The sequence below is a fragment of the Enterobacter sp. BNK-16 genome, assembly GCF_048684955.1.
In the GTDB taxonomy this organism is placed as follows: Bacteria; Pseudomonadota; Gammaproteobacteria; order Enterobacterales; family Enterobacteriaceae; genus Enterobacter; species Enterobacter bugandensis.
In genome coordinates this window covers 668,178-691,960 of the sequence record NZ_JBLQTQ010000001.1, presented here as the reverse complement: position 1 = coordinate 691,960, position 23,783 = coordinate 668,178, and the positions used below count along the sequence as shown (strand labels likewise).

General features: G+C 51.1%; 42 protein-coding genes. 36 read left to right on the top strand and 6 right to left on the bottom strand.

Features of this window, described 5'->3' with window-relative positions; all coding sequences use genetic code 11:
- The first annotated feature begins 30 nt into the window (after positions 1 to 30).
- The 30 genes from rplC (at position 31) to ACMGGH_RS03250 (ending at position 14,516) form a co-directional block, all read left to right on the top strand.
- Entirely contained in the window at positions 31 to 660 is a 630-nt protein-coding gene (gene rplC / locus ACMGGH_RS03395; protein WP_003863274.1) for a 50S ribosomal protein L3, read from the top strand.
- Between the two features lie 10 nt (positions 661 to 670).
- A complete protein-coding gene (gene rplD, locus ACMGGH_RS03390) occupies positions 671 to 1,276 on the top strand; it encodes a 50S ribosomal protein L4 (RefSeq protein WP_000424395.1) in 606 nt (201 codons plus the stop codon).
- Entirely contained in the window at positions 1,273 to 1,575 is a 303-nt protein-coding gene (gene rplW / locus ACMGGH_RS03385; protein ID WP_000617546.1) for a 50S ribosomal protein L23, read from the top strand. Before rplD ends, rplW begins: the two co-directional genes overlap by 4 nt.
- A 17-nt stretch (positions 1,576 to 1,592) precedes the next feature.
- Positions 1,593 to 2,414 (top strand): 50S ribosomal protein L2, encoded by an 822-nt coding sequence (gene rplB, locus ACMGGH_RS03380; RefSeq protein WP_000301859.1) that lies wholly within the window; start codon positions 1,593 to 1,595, stop codon positions 2,412 to 2,414.
- A 16-nt stretch (positions 2,415 to 2,430) separates the two neighbouring features.
- Positions 2,431 to 2,709, top strand: a complete 279-nt coding sequence (gene rpsS, locus ACMGGH_RS03375; protein WP_001138117.1) for a 30S ribosomal protein S19 — start codon at positions 2,431 to 2,433, stop codon at positions 2,707 to 2,709.
- A gap of 14 nt (positions 2,710 to 2,723) precedes the next feature.
- Entirely contained in the window at positions 2,724 to 3,056 is a 333-nt protein-coding gene (rplV, locus tag ACMGGH_RS03370) for a 50S ribosomal protein L22 (protein ID WP_002919773.1), read from the top strand.
- 17 nt (positions 3,057 to 3,073) lie between these two features.
- The gene (gene rpsC, locus ACMGGH_RS03365) at positions 3,074 to 3,775 is read left to right on the top strand and encodes a 30S ribosomal protein S3 (protein WP_000529945.1); all 702 of its coding nucleotides are present in this window, start codon (positions 3,074 to 3,076) and stop codon (positions 3,773 to 3,775) included.
- Between the two features lie 12 nt (positions 3,776 to 3,787).
- Positions 3,788 to 4,198 carry a 50S ribosomal protein L16 gene (gene rplP, locus ACMGGH_RS03360; protein WP_002919759.1) on the top strand — a complete coding sequence of 137 codons (411 nt, stop codon included), beginning with the start codon at positions 3,788 to 3,790 and terminating at the stop codon, positions 4,196 to 4,198.
- On the top strand, positions 4,198 to 4,389 hold the full coding sequence (gene rpmC, locus ACMGGH_RS03355) for a 50S ribosomal protein L29 (protein WP_003863282.1): 192 nt from the start codon (positions 4,198 to 4,200) through the stop codon (positions 4,387 to 4,389). Before rplP ends, rpmC begins: the two co-directional genes overlap by 1 nt.
- Positions 4,389 to 4,643, top strand: a complete 255-nt coding sequence (rpsQ, locus tag ACMGGH_RS03350; RefSeq protein ID WP_008503489.1) for a 30S ribosomal protein S17 — start codon at positions 4,389 to 4,391, stop codon at positions 4,641 to 4,643. Before rpmC ends, rpsQ begins: the two co-directional genes overlap by 1 nt.
- Before the next feature lie 166 nt (positions 4,644 to 4,809).
- Positions 4,810 to 5,181, top strand: a complete 372-nt coding sequence (gene rplN / locus ACMGGH_RS03345) for a 50S ribosomal protein L14 (protein WP_002919748.1) — start codon at positions 4,810 to 4,812, stop codon at positions 5,179 to 5,181.
- Positions 5,182 to 5,191: 10 nt separating this feature from the next.
- The gene (rplX, locus tag ACMGGH_RS03340; RefSeq protein ID WP_003863287.1) at positions 5,192 to 5,506 is read left to right on the top strand and encodes a 50S ribosomal protein L24; all 315 of its coding nucleotides are present in this window, start codon (positions 5,192 to 5,194) and stop codon (positions 5,504 to 5,506) included.
- Positions 5,507 to 5,520: 14 nt separating this feature from the next.
- Positions 5,521 to 6,060 (top strand): 50S ribosomal protein L5, encoded by a 540-nt coding sequence (rplE, locus tag ACMGGH_RS03335; RefSeq protein ID WP_001096202.1) that lies wholly within the window; start codon positions 5,521 to 5,523, stop codon positions 6,058 to 6,060.
- A gap of 14 nt (positions 6,061 to 6,074) precedes the next feature.
- Positions 6,075 to 6,380, top strand: coding sequence for a 30S ribosomal protein S14 (gene rpsN / locus ACMGGH_RS03330; protein ID WP_003863291.1), 306 nt, complete (start codon positions 6,075 to 6,077; stop codon positions 6,378 to 6,380).
- Between the two features lie 30 nt (positions 6,381 to 6,410).
- Positions 6,411 to 6,803, top strand: coding sequence for a 30S ribosomal protein S8 (gene rpsH / locus ACMGGH_RS03325; RefSeq protein WP_006178918.1), 393 nt, complete (start codon positions 6,411 to 6,413; stop codon positions 6,801 to 6,803).
- A gap of 12 nt (positions 6,804 to 6,815) precedes the next feature.
- Positions 6,816 to 7,349 (top strand): 50S ribosomal protein L6, encoded by a 534-nt coding sequence (gene rplF, locus ACMGGH_RS03320; RefSeq protein WP_003863296.1) that lies wholly within the window; start codon positions 6,816 to 6,818, stop codon positions 7,347 to 7,349.
- 9 nt (positions 7,350 to 7,358) lie between these two features.
- Positions 7,359 to 7,712: a 50S ribosomal protein L18 gene (gene rplR / locus ACMGGH_RS03315; RefSeq protein ID WP_003863297.1), complete on the top strand. Its 354-nt coding sequence runs from the start codon at positions 7,359 to 7,361 to the stop codon at positions 7,710 to 7,712.
- Positions 7,713 to 7,726: 14 nt separating this feature from the next.
- A complete protein-coding gene (rpsE, locus tag ACMGGH_RS03310) occupies positions 7,727 to 8,227 on the top strand; it encodes a 30S ribosomal protein S5 (RefSeq protein WP_003863299.1) in 501 nt (166 codons plus the stop codon).
- 6 nt (positions 8,228 to 8,233) lie between these two features.
- Complete coding sequence (gene rpmD, locus ACMGGH_RS03305) at positions 8,234 to 8,413, top strand: 50S ribosomal protein L30 (protein ID WP_003863301.1); 180 nt, start codon at positions 8,234 to 8,236, stop codon at positions 8,411 to 8,413.
- Between the two features lie 3 nt (positions 8,414 to 8,416).
- Positions 8,417 to 8,851, top strand: coding sequence for a 50S ribosomal protein L15 (gene rplO / locus ACMGGH_RS03300; RefSeq protein ID WP_014885468.1), 435 nt, complete (start codon positions 8,417 to 8,419; stop codon positions 8,849 to 8,851).
- A 7-nt stretch (positions 8,852 to 8,858) separates the two neighbouring features.
- Entirely contained in the window at positions 8,859 to 10,190 is a 1,332-nt protein-coding gene (gene secY, locus ACMGGH_RS03295; protein ID WP_003863305.1) for a preprotein translocase subunit SecY, read from the top strand.
- Positions 10,191 to 10,221: 31 nt separating this feature from the next.
- Positions 10,222 to 10,338 carry a 50S ribosomal protein L36 gene (gene rpmJ / locus ACMGGH_RS03290; protein ID WP_000868187.1) on the top strand — a complete coding sequence of 39 codons (117 nt, stop codon included), beginning with the start codon at positions 10,222 to 10,224 and terminating at the stop codon, positions 10,336 to 10,338.
- Positions 10,339 to 10,484: 146 nt separating this feature from the next.
- The gene (rpsM, locus tag ACMGGH_RS03285; RefSeq protein ID WP_013099021.1) at positions 10,485 to 10,841 is read left to right on the top strand and encodes a 30S ribosomal protein S13; all 357 of its coding nucleotides are present in this window, start codon (positions 10,485 to 10,487) and stop codon (positions 10,839 to 10,841) included.
- Between the two features lie 16 nt (positions 10,842 to 10,857).
- Positions 10,858 to 11,247: a 30S ribosomal protein S11 gene (gene rpsK / locus ACMGGH_RS03280; RefSeq protein ID WP_003863312.1), complete on the top strand. Its 390-nt coding sequence runs from the start codon at positions 10,858 to 10,860 to the stop codon at positions 11,245 to 11,247.
- 32 nt (positions 11,248 to 11,279) lie between these two features.
- The gene (rpsD, locus tag ACMGGH_RS03275) at positions 11,280 to 11,900 is read left to right on the top strand and encodes a 30S ribosomal protein S4 (RefSeq protein WP_004868345.1); all 621 of its coding nucleotides are present in this window, start codon (positions 11,280 to 11,282) and stop codon (positions 11,898 to 11,900) included.
- A gap of 25 nt (positions 11,901 to 11,925) precedes the next feature.
- On the top strand, positions 11,926 to 12,915 hold the full coding sequence (locus ACMGGH_RS03270) for a DNA-directed RNA polymerase subunit alpha (protein ID WP_002919219.1): 990 nt from the start codon (positions 11,926 to 11,928) through the stop codon (positions 12,913 to 12,915).
- 40 nt (positions 12,916 to 12,955) lie between these two features.
- Positions 12,956 to 13,339 carry a 50S ribosomal protein L17 gene (rplQ, locus tag ACMGGH_RS03265; RefSeq protein WP_001216368.1) on the top strand — a complete coding sequence of 128 codons (384 nt, stop codon included), beginning with the start codon at positions 12,956 to 12,958 and terminating at the stop codon, positions 13,337 to 13,339.
- 107 nt (positions 13,340 to 13,446) lie between these two features.
- The gene (locus ACMGGH_RS03260; protein ID WP_192972126.1) at positions 13,447 to 13,815 is read left to right on the top strand and encodes a DUF1992 domain-containing protein; all 369 of its coding nucleotides are present in this window, start codon (positions 13,447 to 13,449) and stop codon (positions 13,813 to 13,815) included.
- A gap of 2 nt (positions 13,816 to 13,817) precedes the next feature.
- Positions 13,818 to 14,243, top strand: a complete 426-nt coding sequence (gene zntR, locus ACMGGH_RS03255) for a Zn(2+)-responsive transcriptional regulator (protein ID WP_028014633.1) — start codon at positions 13,818 to 13,820, stop codon at positions 14,241 to 14,243.
- A 57-nt stretch (positions 14,244 to 14,300) separates the two neighbouring features.
- Positions 14,301 to 14,516, top strand: a complete 216-nt coding sequence (locus ACMGGH_RS03250; protein ID WP_045630326.1) for an alternative ribosome-rescue factor A — start codon at positions 14,301 to 14,303, stop codon at positions 14,514 to 14,516.
- Here ACMGGH_RS03250 and mscL read toward each other — a convergent pair whose 3' ends face one another.
- The 5 genes from mscL to def form a co-directional block, all read right to left on the bottom strand.
- Positions 14,517 to 14,927, bottom strand: coding sequence for a large-conductance mechanosensitive channel protein MscL (mscL, locus tag ACMGGH_RS03245; protein ID WP_028014631.1), 411 nt, complete (start codon positions 14,925 to 14,927; stop codon positions 14,517 to 14,519).
- A gap of 144 nt (positions 14,928 to 15,071) precedes the next feature.
- Positions 15,072 to 16,448, bottom strand: a complete 1,377-nt coding sequence (trkA, locus tag ACMGGH_RS03240) for a Trk system potassium transporter TrkA (protein ID WP_014885463.1) — start codon at positions 16,446 to 16,448, stop codon at positions 15,072 to 15,074.
- Between the two features lie 22 nt (positions 16,449 to 16,470).
- Positions 16,471 to 17,757: a 16S rRNA (cytosine(967)-C(5))-methyltransferase RsmB gene (gene rsmB, locus ACMGGH_RS03235; RefSeq protein ID WP_100171296.1), complete on the bottom strand. Its 1,287-nt coding sequence runs from the start codon at positions 17,755 to 17,757 to the stop codon at positions 16,471 to 16,473.
- A 52-nt stretch (positions 17,758 to 17,809) separates the two neighbouring features.
- A complete protein-coding gene (gene fmt, locus ACMGGH_RS03230; protein WP_192972125.1) occupies positions 17,810 to 18,757 on the bottom strand; it encodes a methionyl-tRNA formyltransferase in 948 nt (315 codons plus the stop codon).
- Between the two features lie 25 nt (positions 18,758 to 18,782).
- Positions 18,783 to 19,292, bottom strand: a complete 510-nt coding sequence (gene def / locus ACMGGH_RS03225) for a peptide deformylase (protein WP_006812188.1) — start codon at positions 19,290 to 19,292, stop codon at positions 18,783 to 18,785.
- A gap of 128 nt (positions 19,293 to 19,420) precedes the next feature.
- Between def and dprA the strand changes: the two genes are divergently transcribed.
- Genes dprA through ACMGGH_RS03195 form a run of 6 tightly spaced genes read left to right on the top strand, consistent with a single transcriptional unit; the run spans position 19,421 to position 23,204 of the window.
- Positions 19,421 to 20,545 carry a DNA-protecting protein DprA gene (dprA, locus tag ACMGGH_RS03220; protein WP_192972124.1) on the top strand — a complete coding sequence of 375 codons (1,125 nt, stop codon included), beginning with the start codon at positions 19,421 to 19,423 and terminating at the stop codon, positions 20,543 to 20,545.
- A complete protein-coding gene (smg, locus tag ACMGGH_RS03215) occupies positions 20,517 to 20,990 on the top strand; it encodes a DUF494 family protein Smg (RefSeq protein ID WP_008503477.1) in 474 nt (157 codons plus the stop codon). Before dprA ends, smg begins: the two co-directional genes overlap by 29 nt.
- 26 nt (positions 20,991 to 21,016) lie before the next feature.
- Entirely contained in the window at positions 21,017 to 21,571 is a 555-nt protein-coding gene (locus ACMGGH_RS03210; RefSeq protein ID WP_045630330.1) for a type I DNA topoisomerase, read from the top strand.
- The gene (gene tsaC / locus ACMGGH_RS03205) at positions 21,564 to 22,136 is read left to right on the top strand and encodes an L-threonylcarbamoyladenylate synthase type 1 TsaC (RefSeq protein WP_045630331.1); all 573 of its coding nucleotides are present in this window, start codon (positions 21,564 to 21,566) and stop codon (positions 22,134 to 22,136) included. Before ACMGGH_RS03210 ends, tsaC begins: the two co-directional genes overlap by 8 nt.
- Before the next feature lie 4 nt (positions 22,137 to 22,140).
- Entirely contained in the window at positions 22,141 to 22,959 is an 819-nt protein-coding gene (gene aroE, locus ACMGGH_RS03200) for a shikimate dehydrogenase (RefSeq protein WP_192972123.1), read from the top strand.
- The gene (locus tag ACMGGH_RS03195) at positions 22,956 to 23,204 is read left to right on the top strand and encodes a DUF1488 domain-containing protein (protein WP_028014624.1); all 249 of its coding nucleotides are present in this window, start codon (positions 22,956 to 22,958) and stop codon (positions 23,202 to 23,204) included. The genes aroE and ACMGGH_RS03195 overlap by 4 nt, the downstream gene beginning before the upstream one ends.
- On the opposite strand, the gene ACMGGH_RS03190 is transcribed toward ACMGGH_RS03195, so the two are convergent.
- Entirely contained in the window at positions 23,180 to 23,734 is a 555-nt protein-coding gene (locus tag ACMGGH_RS03190) for a gamma carbonic anhydrase family protein (RefSeq protein ID WP_028014623.1), read from the bottom strand. The two genes, ACMGGH_RS03195 and ACMGGH_RS03190, sit on opposite strands and share 25 nt — an antisense overlap.
- Positions 23,735 to 23,783: the final 49 nt, after the last annotated feature.

Below are 23,783 nucleotides of genomic sequence, written 5' to 3'. Positions count from 1 at the left end.
AGGTCATCGAGCGATTGAGAGGTTGAAACAATGATTGGTTTAGTCGGTAAAAAAGTGGGTATGACCCGCATCTTCACTGAAGATGGCGTTTCTATCCCAGTAACCGTAATCGAAGTTGAAGCAAACCGCGTTACTCAGGTTAAAGATCTGGCTAACGATGGCTACCGCGCTATTCAGGTTACCACTGGAGCTAAAAAAGCTAACCGTGTAACCAAACCAGAAGCGGGTCACTTCGCTAAAGCTGGCGTAGAAGCTGGCCGTGGTCTGTGGGAATTCCGTCTTGCTGAAGGCGAAGAGTTCACCGTAGGTCAGGACATTAGCGTTGAGCTGTTTGCTGACGTTAAAAAAGTTGACGTAACCGGTACCTCTAAAGGTAAAGGTTTTGCTGGTACCGTTAAGCGCTGGAACTTCCGTACCCAGGACGCTACTCACGGTAACTCCTTGTCTCACCGCGTTCCGGGTTCTATCGGTCAGAACCAGACTCCGGGCAAAGTGTTCAAAGGCAAGAAAATGGCAGGTCAGCTGGGTAACGAACGTGTAACCGTTCAGAGCCTGGACGTAGTACGTGTTGACGCTGAGCGCAACCTGCTGCTGGTTAAAGGTGCGGTCCCGGGTGCAACCGGTAGCGACCTGATCGTTAAACCAGCTGTGAAGGCGTAAGGGGATAGCAATGGAATTAGTATTGAAAGACGCGCAGAGCGCGCTGACTGTTTCCGAAACTACCTTCGGTCGTGATTTCAACGAAGCGCTGGTTCACCAGGTTGTTGTTGCTTATGCAGCTGGTGCTCGTCAGGGTACTCGTGCTCAGAAGACTCGTGCTGAAGTAACTGGTTCTGGCAAAAAGCCATGGCGCCAGAAAGGTACCGGCCGTGCGCGTTCAGGTTCTATCAAGAGCCCGATCTGGCGTTCAGGTGGCGTGACCTTCGCTGCGCGTCCACAGGACCACAGTCAAAAAGTTAACAAAAAGATGTACCGCGGCGCGCTGAAAAGCATCCTGTCCGAACTGGTACGTCAGGATCGTCTGATCGTTGTCGAGAAGTTCTCTGTTGAAGCGCCTAAAACTAAGCTGCTGGCACAGAAACTGAAAGACATGGCTCTGGAAGATGTGCTGATCATCACCGGTGAGCTGGACGAGAACCTGTTCCTGGCCGCACGTAACCTGCACAAGGTTGACGTACGCGATGCGACTGGTATCGACCCGGTTAGCCTGATCGCCTTCGACAAAGTCGTAATGACTGCTGATGCTGTTAAGCAAGTTGAGGAGATGCTGGCATGATTCGTGAAGAACGTCTGCTGAAGGTGCTTCGCGCACCGCACGTTTCTGAAAAAGCGTCTACTGCGATGGAAAAAACAAACACCATCGTTCTCAAAGTTGCTAAAGACGCGACCAAAGCAGAGATCAAAGCTGCTGTGCAGAAACTGTTTGAAGTCGAAGTCGAAGTCGTTAACACCCTGGTAGTTAAAGGGAAAGTTAAACGTCACGGACAGCGTATCGGTCGTCGTAGCGACTGGAAAAAAGCTTACGTCACCCTGAAAGAAGGCCAGAACCTGGACTTCGTTGGCGGCGCTGAGTAAGTCGGAGGAGTAATACAATGGCAGTTGTTAAATGTAAACCGACATCTCCGGGTCGTCGCCACGTAGTTAAAGTGGTTAACCCTGAGCTGCACAAGGGCAAACCTTTTGCTCCGTTGCTGGAAAAAAACAGCAAATCCGGTGGTCGTAACAACAATGGCCGTATCACCACTCGTCACATCGGTGGTGGCCACAAGCAGGCTTATCGTATTGTTGACTTCAAACGCAACAAAGACGGTATCCCAGCAGTTGTTGAACGTCTTGAGTACGATCCGAACCGTTCCGCGAACATCGCGCTGGTTCTGTACAAAGACGGCGAACGCCGTTACATCCTGGCCCCTAAAGGCCTGAAAGCTGGCGACCAGATTCAGTCTGGCGTTGATGCTGCAATCAAAGCAGGCAACACCCTGCCGATGCGCAATATCCCGGTTGGTTCTACCGTTCATAACGTAGAAATGAAACCAGGTAAAGGCGGTCAGCTGGCACGTTCCGCTGGTACTTACGTTCAGATCGTTGCGCGTGACGGTGCTTATGTCACCCTGCGTCTGCGTTCTGGTGAAATGCGTAAAGTCGAAGCAGACTGCCGCGCTACTCTGGGCGAAGTTGGCAATGCTGAGCATATGCTGCGCGTTCTGGGTAAAGCTGGTGCTGCACGCTGGCGTGGTGTTCGTCCTACCGTTCGCGGTACTGCGATGAACCCAGTCGACCACCCACATGGTGGTGGTGAAGGTCGTAACTTTGGTAAGCACCCGGTAACTCCGTGGGGCGTTCAGACCAAAGGTAAGAAGACCCGCAGCAACAAGCGTACTGATAAATTTATCGTACGTCGCCGTAGCAAATAATTTTAGAGGATAAGCCATGCCACGTTCTCTCAAGAAAGGTCCTTTTATTGACCTGCACTTGCTGAAGAAGGTAGAGAAAGCGGTGGAAAGCGGAGACAAGAAGCCCCTGCGCACTTGGTCCCGTCGTTCAACGATCTTTCCTAACATGATCGGTTTGACCATCGCTGTCCATAATGGTCGTCAGCACGTTCCAGTCTTTGTTACCGACGAAATGGTTGGTCACAAACTGGGTGAATTCGCACCGACTCGTACTTATCGCGGCCACGCTGCTGATAAAAAAGCGAAGAAGAAATAAGGTAGGAGGAAGAGATGGAAACATTAGCTCAACATCGCCATGCTCGTTCTTCTGCACAGAAGGTTCGCCTTGTTGCTGACCTGATTCGCGGTAAGAAAGTGTCGCAGGCCCTGGACATCCTGACCTATACCAACAAGAAAGCTGCGGTATTGGTCAAGAAAGTACTGGAATCTGCCATTGCTAACGCTGAACACAACGATGGCGCTGACATCGACGATCTGAAAGTCGCGAAAATTTTCGTAGATGAAGGCCCAAGCATGAAGCGCATTATGCCGCGTGCGAAAGGTCGTGCAGATCGCATCCTGAAGCGCACCAGCCACATTACTGTGGTTGTGTCCGATCGCTGAGACTCTGGAGACTAGCAATGGGTCAGAAAGTACATCCTAATGGTATTCGCCTGGGTATTGTAAAACCATGGAACTCTACCTGGTTTGCGAACACCAAAGAATTCGCTGACAACCTGGACAGCGATTTTAAAGTACGTCAGTACCTGACTAAGGAACTGGCTAAAGCGTCTGTATCTCGTATCGTTATCGAGCGTCCAGCGAAGAGCATCCGTGTGACTATTCACACTGCTCGTCCTGGCATCGTTATCGGTAAGAAAGGCGAAGACGTAGAAAAACTGCGCAAGGTCGTAGCGGATATCGCTGGCGTTCCTGCACAGATCAATATCGCTGAAGTTCGTAAGCCTGAACTGGACGCTAAATTGGTTGCTGACAGCATCACTTCTCAGCTGGAACGTCGTGTTATGTTCCGTCGTGCTATGAAGCGTGCTGTACAGAACGCAATGCGTCTGGGCGCTAAAGGTATCAAAGTTGAAGTTAGCGGCCGTCTGGGCGGCGCGGAAATCGCACGTACCGAATGGTACCGTGAAGGTCGCGTACCGCTGCACACTCTGCGTGCTGACATCGACTACAACACCTCTGAAGCGCACACCACTTACGGTGTAATCGGCGTTAAGGTATGGATCTTCAAAGGTGAGATCCTGGGTGGTATGGCTGCTGTTGAACAACCGGAAAAACCGGCTGCTCAACCTAAAAAGCAGCAGCGTAAAGGCCGTAAATAAGGAGCGTCGCTGATGTTACAACCAAAGCGTACAAAATTCCGTAAAGTGCACAAAGGCCGCAACCGTGGTCTGGCGCAGGGTACGGATGTTAGCTTCGGCACTTTCGGTCTGAAAGCTGTTGGCCGTGGTCGTCTGACTGCACGTCAGATCGAAGCAGCACGTCGTGCAATGACCCGTGCAGTTAAGCGTCAAGGTAAGATCTGGATCCGTGTATTCCCGGACAAACCGATCACCGAGAAGCCACTGGAAGTTCGTATGGGTAAAGGTAAAGGTAACGTGGAGTACTGGGTTGCCTTGATCCAACCGGGCAAAGTCCTTTATGAAATGGACGGTGTTCCGGAAGAGCTGGCCCGTGAAGCCTTCGGCCTGGCAGCAGCGAAACTGCCTATCAAAACCACCTTTGTAACTAAGACGGTGATGTAATGAAAGCAAAAGAGCTGCGTGAAAAAAGCGTTGAAGAGCTGAACGCTGAGCTGCTGAACCTGCTGCGTGAGCAGTTCAACCTGCGCATGCAGGCTGCAAGTGGCCAGCTGCAACAGACTCACCTGCTGAAGCAAGTGCGTCGCAATGTTGCACGCGTTAAGACTTTACTGACTCAGAAGGCGGGTGCGTAATGACCGATAAAATCCGTACTCTGCAAGGTCGTGTTGTTAGCGACAAAATGGAGAAATCCATTGTTGTAGCTATCGAACGTATTGTGAAACACCCGATCTACGGTAAATTCATCAAGCGTACGACCAAACTGCACGTACATGACGAGAACAACGAATGTGGTATCGGCGACAAGGTTGAAATCCGTGAATGCCGTCCACTGTCCAAGACTAAGTCCTGGACGCTGGTTCGCGTTGTAGAGAAAGCGGTTCTGTAATACAGTACGCCTTCTCAATACGAATAAACGGCTCAGCGATGAGCCGTTTATTTTTTCTACCCATATTGCAGAAGCGGTGTTATAATGCCGCGCCCTCGATATGGGGCTTTTTAACGGCTCTGATTTTAGAGTCTCAGGTAGTAGTTGACATTAGCGGAGCACTAAAATGATCCAAGAACAGACTATGCTGAACGTCGCCGACAACTCCGGTGCACGTCGCGTAATGTGTATCAAGGTTCTGGGTGGCTCGCACCGTCGCTACGCAGGCGTAGGCGACATCATCAAGATCACCATCAAGGAAGCAATTCCACGTGGTAAGGTCAAAAAAGGTGATGTGCTGAAGGCGGTAGTGGTGCGCACCAAGAAGGGTGTTCGTCGCCCTGACGGTTCTGTCATTCGCTTCGATGGTAATGCATGCGTTATTTTAAACAATAACAGCGAGCAGCCTATCGGCACGCGTATCTTTGGGCCGGTAACTCGTGAACTTCGTACTGAGAAGTTCATGAAAATTATCTCTCTGGCACCAGAAGTACTCTAAGGAGCGAATCATGGCAGCGAAAATCCGTCGTGATGACGAAGTTATCGTGTTAACCGGTAAAGATAAAGGTAAACGCGGTAAAGTAAAAAATGTTCTGTCTTCCGGCAAACTTGTCGTTGAAGGTATCAACCTGGTTAAGAAACATCAGAAGCCGGTTCCGGCCCTGAACCAACCAGGCGGCATCGTTGAAAAAGAAGCTGCTATTCAGGTTTCTAACGTTGCAATCTTCAATGCGGCTACCGGTAAGGCTGACCGTGTAGGCTTTAGATTCGAAGACGGCAAAAAAGTCCGTTTCTTCAAGTCTAACAGCGAAACTATCAAGTAATTTGGAGTAGTACGATGGCGAAACTGCATGATTACTACAAAGACGAAGTAGTTAAGAAACTCATGACCGAGTTTAACTACAATTCTGTCATGCAAGTCCCTCGGGTCGAGAAGATCACCCTGAACATGGGTGTTGGTGAAGCGATCGCTGACAAGAAACTGCTGGATAACGCAGCAGCTGATCTGACAGCAATCTCCGGTCAAAAACCGCTGATCACCAAAGCACGCAAATCTGTTGCAGGCTTCAAAATCCGTCAGGGCTATCCGATCGGCTGTAAAGTAACTCTGCGTGGCGAACGCATGTGGGAGTTCTTTGAGCGCCTGATCACTATTGCTGTTCCACGTATCCGTGACTTCCGTGGCCTGTCCGCGAAGTCTTTCGACGGTCGTGGTAACTACAGCATGGGTGTCCGTGAGCAGATCATCTTCCCAGAAATCGACTACGATAAAGTCGACCGCGTGCGTGGTTTGGATATTACCATTACCACTACTGCGAAATCTGACGAAGAAGGCCGTGCTCTGCTGGCTGCCTTTGACTTCCCGTTCCGCAAGTAAGGTAGGGTTACTGAATGGCTAAGCAATCAATGAAAGCACGCGAAGTAAAGCGCGTAGCTTTAGCTGATAAATTCTTCGCTAAACGCGCTGAACTGAAAGCGATCATTTCTGATGTGAACGCTTCCGACGAAGATCGTTGGAATGCGGTTCTCAAGCTGCAGTCTCTGCCGCGTGATTCCAGCCCGTCTCGTCAGCGTAACCGCTGTCGTCAAACAGGTCGTCCACATGGTTATGTGGGCAAGTTTGGGTTGAGCCGTATCAAACTGCGTGAAGCCGCCATGCGCGGTGAAGTGCCAGGCTTGAAAAAGGCTAGCTGGTAATTACCAATTGAATCACGGGAGTAAAGACAGATGAGCATGCAAGATCCGATCGCGGATATGCTGACCCGTATCCGTAACGGTCAGGCCGCGAACAAAGTTGCGGTCACCATGCCTTCCGCCAAGCTGAAAGTGGCAATTGCCAACGTGCTGAAGGAAGAAGGTTTTATCGAAGATTTTAAAGTTGAAGGCGACACCAAGCCGGAACTGGAACTTACTCTCAAGTATTTCCAGGGTAAAGCTGTTGTAGAAAGCATTCAGCGTGTCAGCCGCCCAGGTCTGCGCATCTATAAGAAAAAAGATGAGCTGCCAAAAGTTATGGCTGGCCTTGGTATCGCAGTTGTTTCTACCTCTAAAGGTGTTATGACTGATCGTGCAGCGCGCCAGGCTGGTCTTGGTGGCGAAATTATCTGCTACGTAGCCTAATCGGAGGAAAGAATGTCTCGTGTTGCTAAAGCACCGGTCGTTATTCCTGCCGGCGTTGATGTAAAAATCGACGGTCAGGTTATTACGATCAAAGGTAAAAACGGCGAGCTGACTCGTACCCTCAACAAAGCTGTTGAAGTTAAACATGCAGATAACGCTCTGACCTTCGGTCCACGTGATGGTTTCGTGGATGGATGGGCTCAGGCTGGTACCGCGCGTGCCCTGCTGAACTCAATGGTTGTTGGTGTTACCGAAGGCTTCACTAAAAAGCTTCAGCTGGTTGGTGTAGGTTATCGTGCAGCTATCAAAGGGAATGCAGTAGGCCTGTCTCTGGGCTTCTCACACCCTGTTGAGCATCCGCTGCCGGCCGGTATCACTGCAGAATGTCCGACTCAAACTGAAATCGTGCTGAAAGGCGCTGATAAACAGCTGATCGGTCAGGTTGCAGCAGATCTGCGCGCCTACCGTCGTCCTGAGCCTTACAAAGGCAAGGGTGTTCGTTACGCCGACGAAGTCGTGCGTACCAAAGAGGCTAAGAAGAAGTAAGGTAACACTATGGATAAGAAATCTGCTCGTATCCGTCGTGCGACCCGCGCACGCCGCAAGCTCAAAGAGCTGGGTGCAACTCGCCTGGTGGTACATCGTACCCCGCGTCATATTTACGCACAGGTAATTGCACCGAACGGTTCTGAAGTTCTGGTAGCTGCTTCTACTGTAGAAAAAGCTATCTCAGAACAATTGAAGTACACCGGTAACAAAGACGCCGCTGCAGCTGTAGGTAAAGCTGTTGCAGAACGCGCTCTGGAAAAAGGCATCAGCAATGTTTCCTTTGACCGTTCCGGGTTCCAATATCATGGTCGTGTCCAGGCACTGGCAGATGCTGCCCGTGAAGCTGGCCTTCAGTTCTAAGGTAGAGGTGTAAGATGGCTCACATCGAAAAACAGGCTGGCGAACTGCAGGAAAAGCTGATCGCGGTAAACCGCGTATCTAAAACCGTTAAAGGTGGTCGTATTTTCTCCTTCACAGCTCTGACTGTAGTAGGCGATGGTAACGGTCGCGTTGGTTTTGGTTACGGTAAAGCGCGTGAAGTTCCAGCAGCGATCCAGAAAGCGATGGAAAAAGCCCGTCGCAATATGATTAACGTCGCGCTGAACAACGGCACCCTGCAGCACCCAGTTAAAGGTGTTCACACGGGTTCTCGTGTATTCATGCAGCCAGCTTCAGAAGGTACCGGTATCATCGCCGGTGGTGCAATGCGCGCCGTTCTGGAAGTTGCTGGGGTTCATAACGTTCTGGCTAAAGCATATGGTTCCACCAACCCGATCAACGTGGTTCGTGCAACTATTGATGGCCTGGAAAATATGAATTCTCCAGAAATGGTCGCTGCCAAGCGTGGTAAATCCGTTGAAGAAATTCTGGGGTAATTGACCATGGCAAAGACTATTAAAATCACTCAAACCCGCAGTGCAATCGGTCGTCTGCCGAAACACAAGGCAACGCTGCTTGGCCTGGGTCTGCGTCGTATTGGTCATACCGTTGAGCGCGAGGATACTCCTGCTGTTCGTGGTATGGTCAACGCGGTTTACTTCATGGTTAAAGTTGAGGAGTAAGAGATGCGTTTAAATACTCTGTCTCCGGCCGAAGGCTCTAAAAAGGCGGGTAAACGCCTGGGTCGTGGTATCGGTTCTGGCCTCGGCAAAACCGGTGGTCGTGGTCACAAAGGTCAGAACTCTCGTTCTGGCGGTGGCGTACGTCGCGGTTTCGAGGGTGGCCAGATGCCACTGTACCGTCGTCTGCCGAAGTTCGGCTTCACCTCTCGCAAAGCAGCGATCACAGCGGAAATCCGTCTGTCTGACCTGGCGAAAGTTGAAGGCGGCGTTGTAGACCTGAACACGCTGAAAGCGGCTAACATTATCGGTATTCAGATCGAGTTCGCGAAAGTGATCCTGTCTGGTGAAGTTTCTACTCCGGTAACTGTTCGTGGCCTGCGTGTTACTAAAGGTGCTCGTGCTGCTATCGAAGCTGCTGGCGGTAAAATTGAGGAATAAGTAGCAGATGGCTAAGCAACCGGGATTAGATTTTCAAAGTGCCAAAGGTGGATTTGGCGAGCTGAAACGCAGACTGCTGTTTGTTATCGGCGCGCTGATTGTGTTCCGTATTGGCTCTTTTATTCCGATCCCTGGTATCGATGCCGCTGTACTTGCCAAACTGCTTGAGCAACAGCGAGGCACCATCATTGAAATGTTCAACATGTTCTCTGGTGGTGCTCTCAGCCGTGCTTCTATCTTTGCTCTGGGTATTATGCCGTACATTTCGGCATCGATTATTATCCAGCTGCTGACGGTCGTTCATCCGGCCCTGGCAGAGCTGAAGAAAGAAGGGGAGTCTGGACGTCGTAAGATTAGTCAGTACACCCGTTACGGTACTCTGGTGCTGGCAATATTCCAGTCGATCGGTATTGCTACCGGTCTGCCGAATATGCCTGGTATGCAGGGCCTGGTATTAAACCCAGGCTTTGCATTCTATTTCACCGCTGTTGTTAGTCTGGTCACAGGGACGATGTTCCTGATGTGGCTCGGCGAACAGATTACTGAGCGTGGTATCGGTAACGGTATCTCAATCATTATCTTCGCCGGTATCGTTGCGGGACTCCCGCCGGCCATTGCCCATACTATCGAGCAAGCGCGTCAAGGCGACCTGCACTTCCTCCTGTTGCTGTTGGTTGCAGTATTAGTATTTGCAGTGACGTTCTTTGTTGTCTTCGTTGAACGTGGTCAACGCCGCATTGTGGTGAACTACGCTAAGCGTCAGCAGGGTCGTCGTGTCTATGCTGCACAGAGCACACATTTACCGCTGAAAGTGAATATGGCGGGGGTTATCCCGGCTATCTTCGCTTCCAGTATTATTCTGTTCCCGGCAACCATCGCGTCATGGTTCGGGGGCGGTACTGGTTGGAACTGGCTGACAACAATTTCGCTGTATTTGCAGCCTGGGCAACCACTTTATGTGTTACTCTATGCGTCTGCGATCATCTTCTTCTGTTTCTTCTACACGGCGTTGGTCTTCAACCCGCGTGAAACAGCAGATAACCTGAAGAAGTCCGGTGCATTTGTACCAGGAATTCGTCCGGGAGAGCAAACGGCGAAGTATATCGATAAAGTAATGACCCGCCTGACTTTGGTTGGTGCGCTTTATATTACTTTTATCTGCCTGATCCCGGAGTTCATGCGTGATGCAATGAAAGTACCGTTCTACTTCGGTGGGACCTCACTGCTTATCGTTGTTGTCGTGATTATGGACTTTATGGCTCAAGTGCAAACTCTGATGATGTCCAGTCAGTATGAGTCTGCATTGAAGAAGGCGAACCTGAAAGGCTACGGCCGCTAATTGGTCGCCTGAGAAGTTACGGAGAGTAAAAATGAAAGTTCGTGCTTCCGTCAAGAAATTATGCCGTAACTGCAAAATCGTTAAGCGTGATGGTGTCATCCGTGTGATTTGCAGTGCCGAGCCGAAGCATAAACAGCGCCAAGGCTGATTATTTCGCATATTTTTCTTGCAAAGTTGGGTTGAGCTGGCTAGATTAGCCAGCCAATCTTTTGTATGTCTGTACGTTTCCATTTGAGTATCCTGAAAACGGGCTTTTCAGCATGGTGCGTACATATTAAATAGTAGGAGTGCATAGTGGCCCGTATAGCAGGCATTAACATTCCTGATCAGAAACATGCTGTGATCGCATTAACTTCGATCTACGGCATCGGCAAGACCCGTTCTAAAGCCATCCTGGCTGCAGCGGGTATCGCTGAAGATGTTAAGATCAGTGAGCTGTCTGAAGGACAAATCGACACGCTGCGTGACGAAGTTGCCAAATTTGTCGTTGAAGGTGATCTGCGCCGTGAAATCAGCATGAGCATCAAGCGCCTGATGGATCTTGGTTGCTATCGCGGTTTGCGTCATCGTCGTGGTCTGCCAGTGCGCGGTCAGCGTACTAAGACCAACGCACGTACCCGTAAGGGTCCGCGCAAACCGATCAAGAAATAATCGGGGTGATTGAATAATGGCAAAGGCACCAGTTCGTGCACGTAAACGTGTAAGAAAACAAGTCTCTGACGGCGTGGCTCATATCCATGCTTCTTTCAACAACACCATCGTTACTATTACTGATCGTCAGGGTAACGCATTGGGTTGGGCAACAGCCGGTGGTTCCGGTTTCCGTGGTTCTCGCAAATCCACTCCGTTCGCAGCTCAGGTTGCAGCAGAGCGTTGCGCTGAAGCCGTAAAAGAATACGGCATCAAGAATCTGGAAGTTATGGTTAAAGGTCCGGGTCCGGGTCGTGAATCTACTGTTCGCGCTCTGAACGCCGCTGGTTTCCGCATCACGAATATTACTGATGTGACTCCGATCCCTCATAACGGTTGTCGTCCGCCGAAAAAACGTCGCGTATAACGCTCGTTTTTTAGGTTAGTTGGAGATAGAAAATGGCAAGATATTTGGGTCCTAAGCTCAAGCTGAGCCGTCGTGAGGGCACCGACTTATTCCTTAAGTCTGGCGTTCGCGCGATCGATACCAAGTGTAAAATTGAACAAGCTCCTGGCCAGCACGGTGCGCGTAAACCGCGTCTGTCTGACTATGGTGTGCAGTTGCGTGAAAAGCAAAAAGTTCGCCGTATGTACGGTGTGCTGGAGCGTCAGTTCCGTAACTACTATAAAGAAGCAGCACGTCTGAAAGGCAACACAGGTGAAAACCTGCTGGCTCTGCTGGAAGGTCGTCTGGACAACGTTGTATACCGTATGGGCTTCGGCGCTACTCGTGCTGAATCACGTCAGCTGGTTAGCCACAAAGCAATCATGGTAAACGGTCGTGTTGTTAACATCGCTTCTTATCAGGTTAAAGCGAATGACGTTGTTAGCATTCGTGAGAAAGCGAAAAAGCAATCTCGCGTGAAGGCCGCTCTGGAGCTGGCTGAGCAGCGTGAAAAGCCAACCTGGCTGGAAGTTGATGCTGGCAAGATGGAAGGTACGTTCAAGCGTCAGCCTGAGCGTTCTGATCTGTCTGCGGACATTAACGAACACCTGATCGTCGAGCTTTACTCCAAGTAAAGCTTAGTACCAAAGAGAGGACACAATGCAGGGTTCTGTGACAGAGTTTCTAAAACCGCGCCTGGTAGATATCGAGCAAGTGAGTTCGACGCACGCCAAGGTGACCCTTGAGCCTTTAGAGCGTGGCTTTGGCCATACTCTGGGTAACGCACTGCGCCGTATTCTGCTCTCATCGATGCCGGGTTGCGCGGTGACCGAGGTTGAGATTGATGGTGTACTTCATGAGTACAGCACCAAAGAAGGCGTTCAGGAAGATATCCTTGAAATCCTGCTCAACCTGAAAGGGCTGGCGGTGAGAGTTCAGGGTAAAGATGAAGTTATTCTTACTCTGAATAAATCTGGCATTGGCCCTGTGACTGCAGCCGACATCACCCACGACGGTGATGTTGAAATCGTCAAGCCGCAGCACGTGATCTGCCACCTGACCGATGAGAACGCAGCTATTAGCATGCGTATCAAAGTTCAGCGCGGTCGTGGTTATGTGCCGGCTTCTGCCCGAATTCATTCGGAAGAAGATGAGCGCCCAATCGGCCGTCTGCTGGTCGACGCATGCTACAGCCCTGTAGAGCGTATTGCCTACAATGTTGAAGCAGCGCGTGTAGAACAGCGTACCGACCTGGACAAGCTGGTCATCGAAATGGAAACCAACGGCACAATCGATCCTGAAGAGGCGATTCGTCGTGCGGCAACCATCCTGGCAGAACAACTGGAAGCTTTCGTTGACTTACGTGATGTACGTCAGCCAGAAGTGAAAGAAGAGAAACCAGAATTCGATCCGATCCTGCTGCGCCCTGTTGACGATCTCGAATTGACTGTCCGCTCTGCTAACTGCCTCAAGGCAGAAGCTATCCACTATATCGGTGATCTGGTACAGCGTACCGAGGTTGAGTTGCTGAAAACGCCGAACCTGGGTAAAAAATCTCTTACCGAGATTAAAGACGTGCTGGCTTCACGTGGTCTGTCTCTGGGCATGCGCCTGGAAAACTGGCCACCGGCAAGCATTGCTGACGAGTAACCGGATCACAGGTTAAGGTTTTACTGAGAAGGATAAGGTCATGCGCCATCGTAAGAGTGGTCGTCAACTGAACCGCAACAGCAGCCATCGCCAGGCTATGTTCCGCAACATGGCAGGTTCACTGGTTCGTCATGAGATCATCAAGACGACCCTGCCTAAAGCGAAAGAGCTGCGTCGCGTAGTTGAGCCGCTGATTACTCTTGCCAAGACTGACAGCGTTGCTAATCGTCGTCTGGCATTCGCCCGTACTCGTGATAACGAGATCGTGGCAAAACTGTTTAACGAACTGGGCCCGCGTTTCGCGAGCCGTGCCGGTGGTTACACTCGCATTCTGAAGTGTGGTTTCCGTGCAGGCGACAACGCGCCGATGGCTTACATCGAGCTGGTTGATCGTTCAGAGAAAGCAGAAGCTGCTGCAGAGTAATCTGCAGTAACGTAAAAAAACCCGCCTCGGCGGGTTTTTTTATATCCGCATTATCCCCACTTCTCTACAATACCTGTATCAATTTTGTTCATCCCCTGGAGCTGATGATGTGGTTGCTTGACCAGTGGGCAGAACGCCATATTCGCGATGCCCAAAATAAAGGCGATTTCGACAATCTTCCCGGGAGCGGCGAACCTCTCGAACTGGAAGATGATTCGCATATTGCGCCTGAACTCCGGGCTGGATACCGTTTGCTAAAAAATGCTGGCTGCCTCCCGCCCGAGCTTGAGCAGCGTAGAGAGGCTGTTGAACTTGTCGATCTGCTAAAAGGGATCCGTCAGGACGATCCTCGACATAAAGAACTTAGCCGCAGGCTTGCCCTGATAGAGCTCAAGCTGCGCCAGGCAGGAATGAGCACGGAATTCCTGCATGGGGAATACGGTGAAATAGTGATGAAGAAGATAAACGAGGAGTAGCGATGTACCGTATCGGTGAACTTGCAAAGCTCGCGAACGTAACGCCGGACACTATCCGATACTACGAAAAGCAGCAGATGATCGATCATGAGGTACGCACGGAAGGCGGCTTTCGGCTTTATACCGATAACGATCTGCAGCGTCTGAGATTCATACGCTACGCCCGACAGCTTGGCTTCACGCTTGATTCGATCCGCGAGTTATTATCGATCCGCATCGATCCTGAGCATCACACTTGTCAGGAATCCAAAAGCATCGTACAAGCCCGGCTTGATGAAGTTGAAGCCCGTATTCTGGAACTGCAAACCATGCAGCGCTCTTTGCAAAGGTTGAATGATGCCTGCTGCGGAACGGCTCATAGCAGTATTTATTGTTCAATTCTGGAAGCCCTTGAACAGGGAGCCAGTGGAGAAACTCGGGGATGTTGATTTTTAATCTACTCGGGTCTAGACTTCCGTCGTCATAAACCATGCTCAGGAGAAATTATGAGCCGCTATCAGCACACGAAGGGACAAATTAAAGATAATGCCATCGAGGCTTTACTTCACGACCCGCTTTTTCGACAGCGCGTTGAAAAGAATAAAAAAGGGAAGGGGAGTTATCTGCGTAAAGACAAACATGCAAAACGGGGTAACTGGGAGGCCAGTGGCAAGCAAGCGAATCGCTTATTTACCACTGGCCTTCCTGTTTTTAACTGCTGATTAAACGCGGTTATTCTGCTCTTTTAACAGATCGCGAATTTCACTCAGTAACACTTCTTCTTTCGTTGGTGCAGGCGCTGCTGCAGGCTCTTCTTTTTTACGGTTGAGCCGGTTAATCAGCTTGATAGCCATAAAGATAGCAAACGCCACAATCACGAAATCAAATACGTTCTGGATAAACACGCCGTAGTGCATTACAACTGCCGGGATATCACCCTGGGCTTCACGCAGTGTGAACGCGAACTGTTTGAAATCAATGCCCCCGATTAGCAGCCCTAAAGGTGGCATGATGATGTCCGCAACTAATGATGAAACAATCTTGCCGAATGCCGCACCAATAATGACACCCACTGCCAAATCAACCACGTTCCCGCGCATCGCAAATTCGCGAAATTCTTTAATAAAACTCATTATGTTCTCCTTGTGCCAGCTGACGACTATAAGTTTAACAAATGATTAGCCAATTGCCATGCGGGATAATTAAACGTTATGAAAATAAAAGGCACAGAAATAAAGAGGGTAAAGTACGGGGGCTCTATTGAGAGCCCCGACGTTTTAAAGGAAGAATGGACTTGGCTGGAATAAACGTTCGACGTCGGTAATAAATTTTTTATCGGTAAGGAACATAATTACGTGGTCGCCTTGCTCAATACGCAAATTATCATTGGCGATCATAACGTCATTCCCGCGCACTACGGCGCCGATAATAGTGCCCGGCGGCAGCTTAATTTCGTCGATGGCGCGTCCCACAACGCGTGACGTGGTTTCATCTCCATGAGCTACCGCTTCAATGGCTTCTGCCACCCCGCGACGCAGAGATGAAACGCCGACAATGTCCGCTTTACGTACATGGCTCAGCAGAGCGGAAATGGTCGCCTGCTGCGGTGAAATGGCAATATCAATAACGCTGCCCTGAACCAGGTCGACATACGCCTTGCGCTGGATAAGCACCATGACCTTCTTTGCTCCCATACGTTTGGCGAGCATGGCGGACATAATATTCGCTTCGTCATCGTTGGTGACGGCAATAAAGAGATCAACTTGATCAATATGCTCTTCAGCCAATAATTCCTGATCCGACGCGTCGCCATAAAATACGATCGTATTTTGCAGTTTTTCCGCCAGCTCAGAAGCACGCTGTTGATCGCGCTCGATCAATTTCACGCTGTAGTCTTTTTCCAGCCTTCGCGCCAGGCCCGCGCCGATATTGCCACCGCCGACTAGCATAATGCGTTTATAAGGCTTTTCGAGACGCTGCAACTCACTCATCACCGCACGAATATGCTGAGAGGCCGCAATGAAGAAGACCTCATCCCCCGCTTCGACAATCGTGGAGCCTTGAGGGCGAATAGGTCTGTCGTGGCGGAAAATGGCGGCGACGCGCGTATCGATATGCGGCATGTGCTCACGCATTGTGGAAAGCGCATTGCCGATCAACGGGCCGCCGTAATAGGCCTTAACGACGGCAAGACTGACCTTACCTTCGGCAAAGTTCACCACCTGCAGTGCGCCTGGATATTCGATCAGACGATAGATATTGTCGATAACCAGCTGTTCTGGCGCGATGAGATGGTCAATAGGAACCGCTTCTGAATTAAAGAGCTTCTCAGCATCGCGGACATAGTCCGGAGAACGGATGCGCGCGATTCGGTTAGGGGTGTTGAAAAGCGAGTAGGCCACCTGACAGGCCACCATATTGGTTTCGTCAGAACTGGTCACCGCAACGAGCATGTCTGCATCGTCGGCGCCCGCCTCGCGTAGCACACGCGGGTGTGAGCCATGGCCCTGCACAACGCGAAGGTCAAATTTGTCCTGTAAAACGCGCAGACGATCCCCGTTGGTATCAACGATTGTGATGTCGTTGTTTTCGCCAACCAGGTTTTCCGCCAGCGTTCCGCCCACTTGTCCTGCGCCCAGAATGATAATTTTCATATCTCGTGACCTGTTCTCAACATCACTCTTTGATTAGCTTAGCGTAAAAGAAGCCATCGCCTTCTTCCGGGCCCGGCAGGTTTTGCTGACCCGGGCATTCAGGCGTTCCCGTATCGCGCAGCGTTGCGTCCGGGGTACGTTTAAGGAAGGCCGCGATTTGCTGGCTGTTTTCTTCTGGCAATACGGAGCAGGTTGCATAAACCAGCGTGCCGCCGGGTTTAAGATGTGGCCAGATTGCGTCAAGTATGTCCGATTGCAGTTGAGCAAGTTCCTTGATATCGCGATCGCGGCGCAGCCACTTGATATCCGGATGGCGACGAATCACGCCTGTTGCAGAGCAGGGCGCATCCAGCAAAATGCGGTCAAACTGGGTTTCACCACACCATTCTGCGGGCTTGCGTCCGTCGCCCTGCTTAACCTGAGCCTTCATGCCCAGACGCTTGAGGTTGTCGTAGACGCGTGACAGGCGCTGCTCATCGACATCCACGGCTATTACGCTGGCCTGCGGAGCCACTTCAAGAATGTGCGTTGTTTTTCCGCCAGGCGCGGCGCAAAGATCGAGGATCTGTTCCCCGTTTGCTGGTTCAAGCCAGGTCATGCAACCCTGAGCCGAGGCATCCTGTACGGTCACCCAGCCTTCATCAAAACCAGGTAAAGCATGTACCGGTGCAGGGGAGGCTAAACGCACGGCATCCGGATAGGCTGCATGCGTGAATCCACTCATTCCGGTTTCTTCCAGTAATGCCAGCCATGCGTCACGGGTGTGGTGATTACGGTTGACGCGTAACCACATCGGTGGGCGTTGATTATTCGCTTCGGCAATGTTTTGCCATTGCTGCGGATACGCTTTTTTAAGGCGATTCAGCAGCCAGTCCGGGTGCAGAAAACGTGTTTCGCTTTGTGCAAATTCAGCCAGTAGCTCATCCTGCTGACGCTGGAACTGACGCAGTACGCCGTTGATCAGCCCTTTCAACTGAGGGCGTTTAATCGCAACGGCACCTTCCACCGTTTCAGCCAGCGCGGCGTGAGGTGGAATGCGGGTATGAAGAAGCTGATAAAACCCCACCATAATCAAATAATGTACGGTGCGCTGTTTGCCTGTCATTGGGCGCGACATCAGCTTATTAATGAGCCACTCAAGCTGAGAAAGGGTGCGCAGGACGCCAAAGCAGAGTTCCTGGAGCAGAGCTTTGTCTTTATCAGATACCTTTTGTTGCAGGGGAGGCAGGATGTTACTCAATGACTGGCCCTGCTCGATAACCTGCTCAACGGCTTTGGCCGCCATACTGCGTAGATTTTGTTTTTTCATAACTATAAAAATAAAAATGCCCGGAAACACCGGGCTTTAAGCATATATTGGATTAGGCAAGACGATTACCAGGTATAAACCATTCGCGACGGGAATTTAATAGATCCTGAGCGCTCATGGCTTTCTTACCGGCCGGTTGCAGCGATTCAAGATTCAGGATCCCTTCTGCTGTCGCAACCTGGATACCGTTCTTGCTGGCGTCGATAATCGTGCCGGGTTCAGCAGCCGTATTGCCATTAATGACTGACGCTTTCCAGACTTTCACTGGCTGCTCATCAATCTCCATCCAGCTCATCGGCCACGGATTAAAAGCGCGGATGCAGCGTTCAAGTTGAGCGGCAGACAAGGACCAGTCGAGCCGGGCTTCTTCTTTACTCAGTTTTTCAGCATACGTCACCAGCGCCTCATCCTGAACTTCCGGTTTCGCCGTATTGTCAGCAAGCTGCTGCAGCGTCTCGATAAGCCCTTGCGGACCAAGGCTTGCAAGTTTGTCATACAGCGTAGCGCTGGTATCGTCTGCAGTAATAGGGCACGCCAGTTTATGCAGCATGTCGCCAGTGTCTAAACCTACGTCCATCTTCATGATTGTGACGCCGGTTTCAGCATCCCCCGCCCACAGGGAGCGCTGGATAGGTGCCGCACCACGCCAGCGCGGGAGCAAGGAGCCGTGCACGTTGATACAACCCAGACGAGGCATATCAAGCACCGCTTTTGGCAGAATTAAACCGTAAGCCACCACGACCATTACGTCGGCGTTCAGGTCAGCAACCAGCTGCTGATTTTCCTGAGGGCGTAAGGATGCGGGCTGGAAAACAGGAAGCCCATGCTCTTCTGCCAGCACCTTTACCGGGCTCGGCATCAGTTTTTTACCGCGACCAGCCGGACGGTCCGGCTGGGTAAAGACGCCGACAACCTGGTGACCAGAAGATAACAGCGCGTCAAGATGACGCGCTGCAAAATCAGGGGTTCCCGCGAAGATAATACGTAGTGTTTTAGACACGATGATCCTTGTATCCGGGGGGACGTTATGCGCGAGAGCGCAAACGATCCAGTTTCTCTACTTTTTGACGAATACGCTGCTGTTTCAACGGCGAGAGGTAATCGATAAACAGCTTACCGACCAGATGATCCATCTCATGCTGAATGCAAATTGCCAGCAGGTCATCTGCTTCCAGTTCGAACGGATTACCGTCACGATCCAAAGCGCGAATTTTCACTTTTTCGGCACGTGGCACCAAAGCGCGCTGTTCCGGAATAGAAAGACAACCTTCCTCAATGCCCGTTTCACCGCTCTTCTCAAGCAATTCAGGGTTGATCAGCACCAGACGCTCATCGCGATTTTCAGAAACGTCGATCACGATAATACGTTTGTGAATGTCTACCTGCGTCGCCGCCAGGCCAATGCCTTCTTCGGCGTACATGGTATCGAACATATCATCAACGATACGCTGGATTTCTGCATTCACTTCTTTAACCGGTTCAGCGACGATGCGAAGGCGCTCGTCCGGAATATGTAACACTTGCAAAACTGCCATAAATTTCCAGAGTCGTGTTCAGGAGTTGATAAGAATATTACTTCTATTCTAGACAAATCCCGGGTCGATTGACAGCATCAGTGACCAATCGCAATGATTGCGCAGGCCGCTTATGGCAGGGGGAAAGGATGACGTCTATCGAGATATGGCTACGGCTAATACACACAGGTTCATTATGTGGCGATGGAATGCTGGAAGCGGCTGCACGGCTGCACAAGCAAAAAAATATCGATGCTTCCGCTGTCAGAGACGCCGGGCTGTCAGCAAAACAGGCTGAACGGTTCTTTGCCCCAGATGAGGGCGAGCTGGAGCGTAGTCTGGTGTGGCTTGAGCAGCCGGGAAATCATTTATTGACGGCAACCCATCCACTTTATCCTCCTTTACTTCGAGCAATTCCTGATTATCCCGGTGCTTTATTCGTAAAAGGTAACCCTGAAACGCTTAATGCTACCCAGCTGGCGGTCGTGGGTAGCCGTGCGCCGTCATGGTATGGAGAACGATGGGGGAAAATTCTGTGCGAACAACTTTCGCAAAGTGGTTTCACAATCACCAGCGGACTGGCCTGCGGTATAGACGGTGTTGCTCACAACGCCGCGCTGTCTGTAAAAGGGCGTAGCGTGGCCGTACTGGGGAACGGCCTGTTTAGCATTTATCCCCGTCGGCATCAGGCGCTGGCTATGCGGCTTGTCGAAGCTGACGGGGCGATAGTGTCTGAGTTCCCTCTTTCGGCGCAGCCCCGGCCGGCAAACTTTCCGCGTCGTAATCGAATTATCAGCGGGCTTAGCCAGGGTGTATTGGTCGTTGAAGCGGCAGTGCGAAGCGGCTCGCTGGTCACTGCACGATGCGCGCTCGATCAGGGGAGGGAGGTTTTCGCCTTACCCGGCCCGATTGGTAACCCGGGGTGTGAAGGACCACACTGGCTGATAAAACAGGGTGCGACGCCGGTAACAGAAGCGCGGGACATTCTTGAAAATTTGCAATATGGCTTGCAATGTCTGCAGGAAGATCCCGAAAAGCGACATTATTCATCAGATCAGGGAAAGGTGGCATTGCCATTTCCCAAGCTCCTGGCTAACGTAGGAGATGAGGTAACACCTGTTGACGTTGTCGCTGAACGTGCCGGCCAACCTGTGCCAGTAACGGTAGCACAGCTACTCGAACTGGAGTTAGCAGGGTGGATCGCAGCTGTACCCGGCGGCTATGTCCGATTAAGGAGGGCATGCCATGTTCGACGTACTGATGTATTTGTTTGAGACTTACATCCATAACGAAGCAGAAATGCGAGTGGATCAGGACAAATTGACACAGGATCTTACCGATGCGGGGTTTGAGCGGGAAGATATCTATAATGCGTTGATGTGGCTGGAAAAACTGGCTGATTATCAGGAAGGCCTCGCCGAACCGATGCAGCTTGCTTCTGACCCGTTGTCAGTACGCATTTATACCGCAGAAGAGTGTGAAAGGCTGGACGCCAGCTGCCGGGGATTCATCTTATTCCTTGAGCAGATTCAGGTGCTGAACCTCGAAACGAGAGAAATGGTGATAGAGCGTGTCATGGCGCTGGATACGGCAGAATTTGAACTGGAAGATCTGAAATGGGTGATTCTGATGGTTCTGTTTAATATCCCGGGCTGTGAAAATGCCTATCAGCAAATGGAAGAATTACTCTTTGAAGTGAATGAAGGTATGCTGCATTAATTCTATGTGTAGCACCAAGAGTTGTTATGGCCAAATCAGCACTATTCACGGTGCATAAAAACGAGCCCTGCCCGCAGTGCGGGGCTGAACTTGTTATTCGGTCCGGGAAACACGGCCCGTTTCTCGGTTGTTCACACTATCCGGAATGTGATTATGTCCGTCCTCTGAAAAGCCAGGCGGATGGACATATCGTCAAAATTCTGGAAGGACAGCTATGTCCTCTTTGTGGTGGTGAACTAGCGCTACGTCAGGGCCGTTTCGGTATGTTTATTGGCTGTAGCCGTTATCCGGAATGTGAGCATACGGAACAAATTGATAAGCCTGATGAAACGGCTATTGCGTGTCCTCAGTGTCAGCGCGGTCAGCTGGTACAGCGCCGTTCCCGCTATGGTAAGACCTTCCATTCCTGCGATCGCTACCCTGAATGCCAGTTCGTTATCAATTTCAAACCGGTAGCGGGCGTCTGCACTCATTGCAACTATCCGCTACTTATCGAGAAGAAAACGGCGCAAGGTATGAAACGCTTCTGCGCCAGCAAACAATGTGGAAAGCCGGTAACGGCGGATCAAAATAGTGAATAATAACCTGCCATCAGGCTCCATTGCGCATGCTGTGGACGTGCTGAAAAATGAAAAAGTCATCGCCTATCCAACTGAAGCTGTTTTTGGAGTCGGTTGCGACCCTGACAGCGAGACGGCTGTGAGCCGCCTGCTTGCCTTAAAACAAAGACCCGTAGAGAAAGGGTTGATTTTGATAGCTGCGAATTACGAGCAGCTTAAGCCCTACATTGATGACTCTATGCTGACACCGGCGCAGCGCGAGACTATTTTCTCCGCATGGCCAGGACCGGTGACCTTTGTTTTCCCGGCACAGCCGACAACACCGCGCTGGCTGACCGGACGCTTTGATTCCCTCGCCGTTCGCGTCACCGATCATCCTCTGGTGGTTGAGCTTTGCCTGGCATTTGGTAAACCGCTGGTCTCAACCAGCGCCAACCTGACCGGATTGCCACCTTGTCGTACAACTGAAGAAGTGTTGGCACAGTTCGGAAATGACTTCCCGGTTGCTGTTGGAGAGACGGGAGGGCGCCTGAATCCGTCTGAAATTCGCGACGCTTTGACCGGCGAACGTTTTCGCCAGGGGTAATCTCATGGAAACCTATGCTGTTTTTGGTAATCCGATTGCACACAGCAAGTCACCGCTGATCCATCAGCAATTTGCGGAGCAACTGCAGATAAATCATCCCTATGGCCGCGTACTGGCACCGGTAGATGCATTTATTCCAACGCTTGAGGCTTTTTTCGCCGCAGGTGGCAAAGGTGCGAATGTGACGGTTCCTTTTAAAGAGGAAGCTTTCGAACGTGCTGATGAACTGACCGAGCGCGCTTCTCTTGCTGGTGCAGTAAATACCCTAAAACGGCTTGAGGACGGACGTCTTCTGGGCGACAACACTGACGGAATAGGTTTGCTGAGCGATCTGGAACGACTGTCGTTTATTAAACCTGGGTTCCGGGTCCTGCTGATTGGTGCGGGTGGGGCATCGCGGGGAGTACTGTTGCCTCTGCTTTCCCTGGACTGTGCGGTGACCATTACCAACCGAACTTTTTCCCGGGCAGAAGCGCTGGCGGCGTTGTTTGCGCATACCAGCAGCGTAAGTGCGGTAGCGCTTGACGATCTTGCCGAACGTGAGTTCGATCTTGTCATTAATGCCACATCCAGCGGCATCAGTGGCGAGATCCCGGCGATCCCCGCTTCGCTGGTCAGCGCGCACATGTACTTCTATGACATGTTTTATCAGAAAGGGAATACGCCCTTCCTGAACTGGTGCGAACAACACGGTGCGAAACAGTTAGCCGATGGGCTGGGAATGCTGGTGGGGCAGGCTGCGCATGCGGTACTGCTCTGGCACGGGGTGTTGCCTGCAGTCGAGCCGGTCATTGAAAAGCTAAAGCAGGAGCTTTCGGCGTGAATCAGGCTATTCATTTCCCGGACAGAGAGAGCTGGGATGAGCATAAGCAGGCGGTCTGTTTTCCGGTGCTGGTGCAGGGTATGCAGCTTACCTGTGCCATCCATGGAGAAGCGCTGTTACATCGTTTTGGCGGCACAGACCCGATAGCCGTTTTTTGCGAAAATCGCTGGGATCTGGAAGAGGAAGCCAGCGATTTAATCCGCGAGCAGCAGGAAGACGATCAGGGTTGGGTTTGGTTATCCTGATCCAAATAGTCATTCTTCCATTTTACGTAGTTGTTCGCCGAGTATTTTAATCCTTCGATCTCTGCCTCCTTCAGGGGGCGGATCTGTTTTACCGGGCTTCCCAGATAGAGATAACCACTTTCCAGACGTTTGTTCTGCGGAACCAGGCTACCGGCCCCAATCATTACGTCTTCTTCTACTATCACGCCATCCAGCAAAATCGATCCCATGCCAACAAGCACCCGATTACCGATAGTGCAGCCGTGAAGCATCACTTTATGTCCGACGGTAACATCTTCTCCAATGATGAGGGGATTGCCCTCCGGGTTATAAGAGGATTTGTGCGTAACATGCAGAACGCTACCGTCCTGAATATTGGTACGGGCACCGATCGACACATAATTTACATCTCCCCTGATGGCGACGAGCGGCCAGATACTGACGTCATCGGCCATTCGGACATCACCAATGACCACGCTGGTGGCATCGATCATCACGCGATCGCCTTTTTGGGGGAACAGATCTTTATAAGGGCGTAACACTGCAGACATAACTACCTCTAAGGATGAGCGCTATACGGAAGACTTGATCATATTATTG

Excerpts from the sequence above, each read along its gene's own strand:
- rplC (WP_003863274.1), top strand. The coding sequence starts at position 31 with ATGATTGGTTTAGTCGGTAAAAAAGTGGGTATGACCCGCATCTTCACT.
- rplD (WP_000424395.1), top strand. The coding sequence starts at position 671 with ATGGAATTAGTATTGAAAGACGCGCAGAGCGCGCTGACTGTTTCCGAA.
- rplW (WP_000617546.1), top strand. The coding sequence starts at position 1,273 with ATGATTCGTGAAGAACGTCTGCTGAAGGTGCTTCGCGCACCGCACGTT.
- rplB (WP_000301859.1), top strand. The coding sequence starts at position 1,593 with ATGGCAGTTGTTAAATGTAAACCGACATCTCCGGGTCGTCGCCACGTA.
- rpsS (WP_001138117.1), top strand. The coding sequence starts at position 2,431 with ATGCCACGTTCTCTCAAGAAAGGTCCTTTTATTGACCTGCACTTGCTG.
- rplV (WP_002919773.1), top strand. The coding sequence starts at position 2,724 with ATGGAAACATTAGCTCAACATCGCCATGCTCGTTCTTCTGCACAGAAG.
- rpsC (WP_000529945.1), top strand. The coding sequence starts at position 3,074 with ATGGGTCAGAAAGTACATCCTAATGGTATTCGCCTGGGTATTGTAAAA.
- rplP (WP_002919759.1), top strand. The coding sequence starts at position 3,788 with ATGTTACAACCAAAGCGTACAAAATTCCGTAAAGTGCACAAAGGCCGC.
- rpmC (WP_003863282.1), top strand. The coding sequence starts at position 4,198 with ATGAAAGCAAAAGAGCTGCGTGAAAAAAGCGTTGAAGAGCTGAACGCT.
- rpsQ (WP_008503489.1), top strand. The coding sequence starts at position 4,389 with ATGACCGATAAAATCCGTACTCTGCAAGGTCGTGTTGTTAGCGACAAA.
- rplN (WP_002919748.1), top strand. The coding sequence starts at position 4,810 with ATGATCCAAGAACAGACTATGCTGAACGTCGCCGACAACTCCGGTGCA.
- rplX (WP_003863287.1), top strand. The coding sequence starts at position 5,192 with ATGGCAGCGAAAATCCGTCGTGATGACGAAGTTATCGTGTTAACCGGT.
- rplE (WP_001096202.1), top strand. The coding sequence starts at position 5,521 with ATGGCGAAACTGCATGATTACTACAAAGACGAAGTAGTTAAGAAACTC.
- rpsN (WP_003863291.1), top strand. The coding sequence starts at position 6,075 with ATGGCTAAGCAATCAATGAAAGCACGCGAAGTAAAGCGCGTAGCTTTA.
- rpsH (WP_006178918.1), top strand. The coding sequence starts at position 6,411 with ATGAGCATGCAAGATCCGATCGCGGATATGCTGACCCGTATCCGTAAC.
- rplF (WP_003863296.1), top strand. The coding sequence starts at position 6,816 with ATGTCTCGTGTTGCTAAAGCACCGGTCGTTATTCCTGCCGGCGTTGAT.
- rplR (WP_003863297.1), top strand. The coding sequence starts at position 7,359 with ATGGATAAGAAATCTGCTCGTATCCGTCGTGCGACCCGCGCACGCCGC.
- rpsE (WP_003863299.1), top strand. The coding sequence starts at position 7,727 with ATGGCTCACATCGAAAAACAGGCTGGCGAACTGCAGGAAAAGCTGATC.
- rpmD (WP_003863301.1), top strand. The coding sequence starts at position 8,234 with ATGGCAAAGACTATTAAAATCACTCAAACCCGCAGTGCAATCGGTCGT.
- rplO (WP_014885468.1), top strand. The coding sequence starts at position 8,417 with ATGCGTTTAAATACTCTGTCTCCGGCCGAAGGCTCTAAAAAGGCGGGT.
- secY (WP_003863305.1), top strand. The coding sequence starts at position 8,859 with ATGGCTAAGCAACCGGGATTAGATTTTCAAAGTGCCAAAGGTGGATTT.
- rpmJ (WP_000868187.1), top strand. The coding sequence starts at position 10,222 with ATGAAAGTTCGTGCTTCCGTCAAGAAATTATGCCGTAACTGCAAAATC.
- rpsK (WP_003863312.1), top strand. The coding sequence starts at position 10,858 with ATGGCAAAGGCACCAGTTCGTGCACGTAAACGTGTAAGAAAACAAGTC.
- rpsD (WP_004868345.1), top strand. The coding sequence starts at position 11,280 with ATGGCAAGATATTTGGGTCCTAAGCTCAAGCTGAGCCGTCGTGAGGGC.
- ACMGGH_RS03270 (WP_002919219.1), top strand. The coding sequence starts at position 11,926 with ATGCAGGGTTCTGTGACAGAGTTTCTAAAACCGCGCCTGGTAGATATC.
- rplQ (WP_001216368.1), top strand. The coding sequence starts at position 12,956 with ATGCGCCATCGTAAGAGTGGTCGTCAACTGAACCGCAACAGCAGCCAT.
- ACMGGH_RS03260 (WP_192972126.1), top strand. The coding sequence starts at position 13,447 with ATGTGGTTGCTTGACCAGTGGGCAGAACGCCATATTCGCGATGCCCAA.
- zntR (WP_028014633.1), top strand. The coding sequence starts at position 13,818 with ATGTACCGTATCGGTGAACTTGCAAAGCTCGCGAACGTAACGCCGGAC.
- ACMGGH_RS03250 (WP_045630326.1), top strand. The coding sequence starts at position 14,301 with ATGAGCCGCTATCAGCACACGAAGGGACAAATTAAAGATAATGCCATC.
- mscL (WP_028014631.1), bottom strand. The coding sequence starts at position 14,927 with ATGAGTTTTATTAAAGAATTTCGCGAATTTGCGATGCGCGGGAACGTG.
- trkA (WP_014885463.1), bottom strand. The coding sequence starts at position 16,448 with ATGAAAATTATCATTCTGGGCGCAGGACAAGTGGGCGGAACGCTGGCG.
- rsmB (WP_100171296.1), bottom strand. The coding sequence starts at position 17,757 with ATGAAAAAACAAAATCTACGCAGTATGGCGGCCAAAGCCGTTGAGCAG.
- def (WP_006812188.1), bottom strand. The coding sequence starts at position 19,292 with ATGGCAGTTTTGCAAGTGTTACATATTCCGGACGAGCGCCTTCGCATC.
- dprA (WP_192972124.1), top strand. The coding sequence starts at position 19,421 with ATGACGTCTATCGAGATATGGCTACGGCTAATACACACAGGTTCATTA.
- smg (WP_008503477.1), top strand. The coding sequence starts at position 20,517 with ATGTTCGACGTACTGATGTATTTGTTTGAGACTTACATCCATAACGAA.
- ACMGGH_RS03210 (WP_045630330.1), top strand. The coding sequence starts at position 21,017 with ATGGCCAAATCAGCACTATTCACGGTGCATAAAAACGAGCCCTGCCCG.
- aroE (WP_192972123.1), top strand. The coding sequence starts at position 22,141 with ATGGAAACCTATGCTGTTTTTGGTAATCCGATTGCACACAGCAAGTCA.
- ACMGGH_RS03190 (WP_028014623.1), bottom strand. The coding sequence starts at position 23,734 with ATGTCTGCAGTGTTACGCCCTTATAAAGATCTGTTCCCCCAAAAAGGC.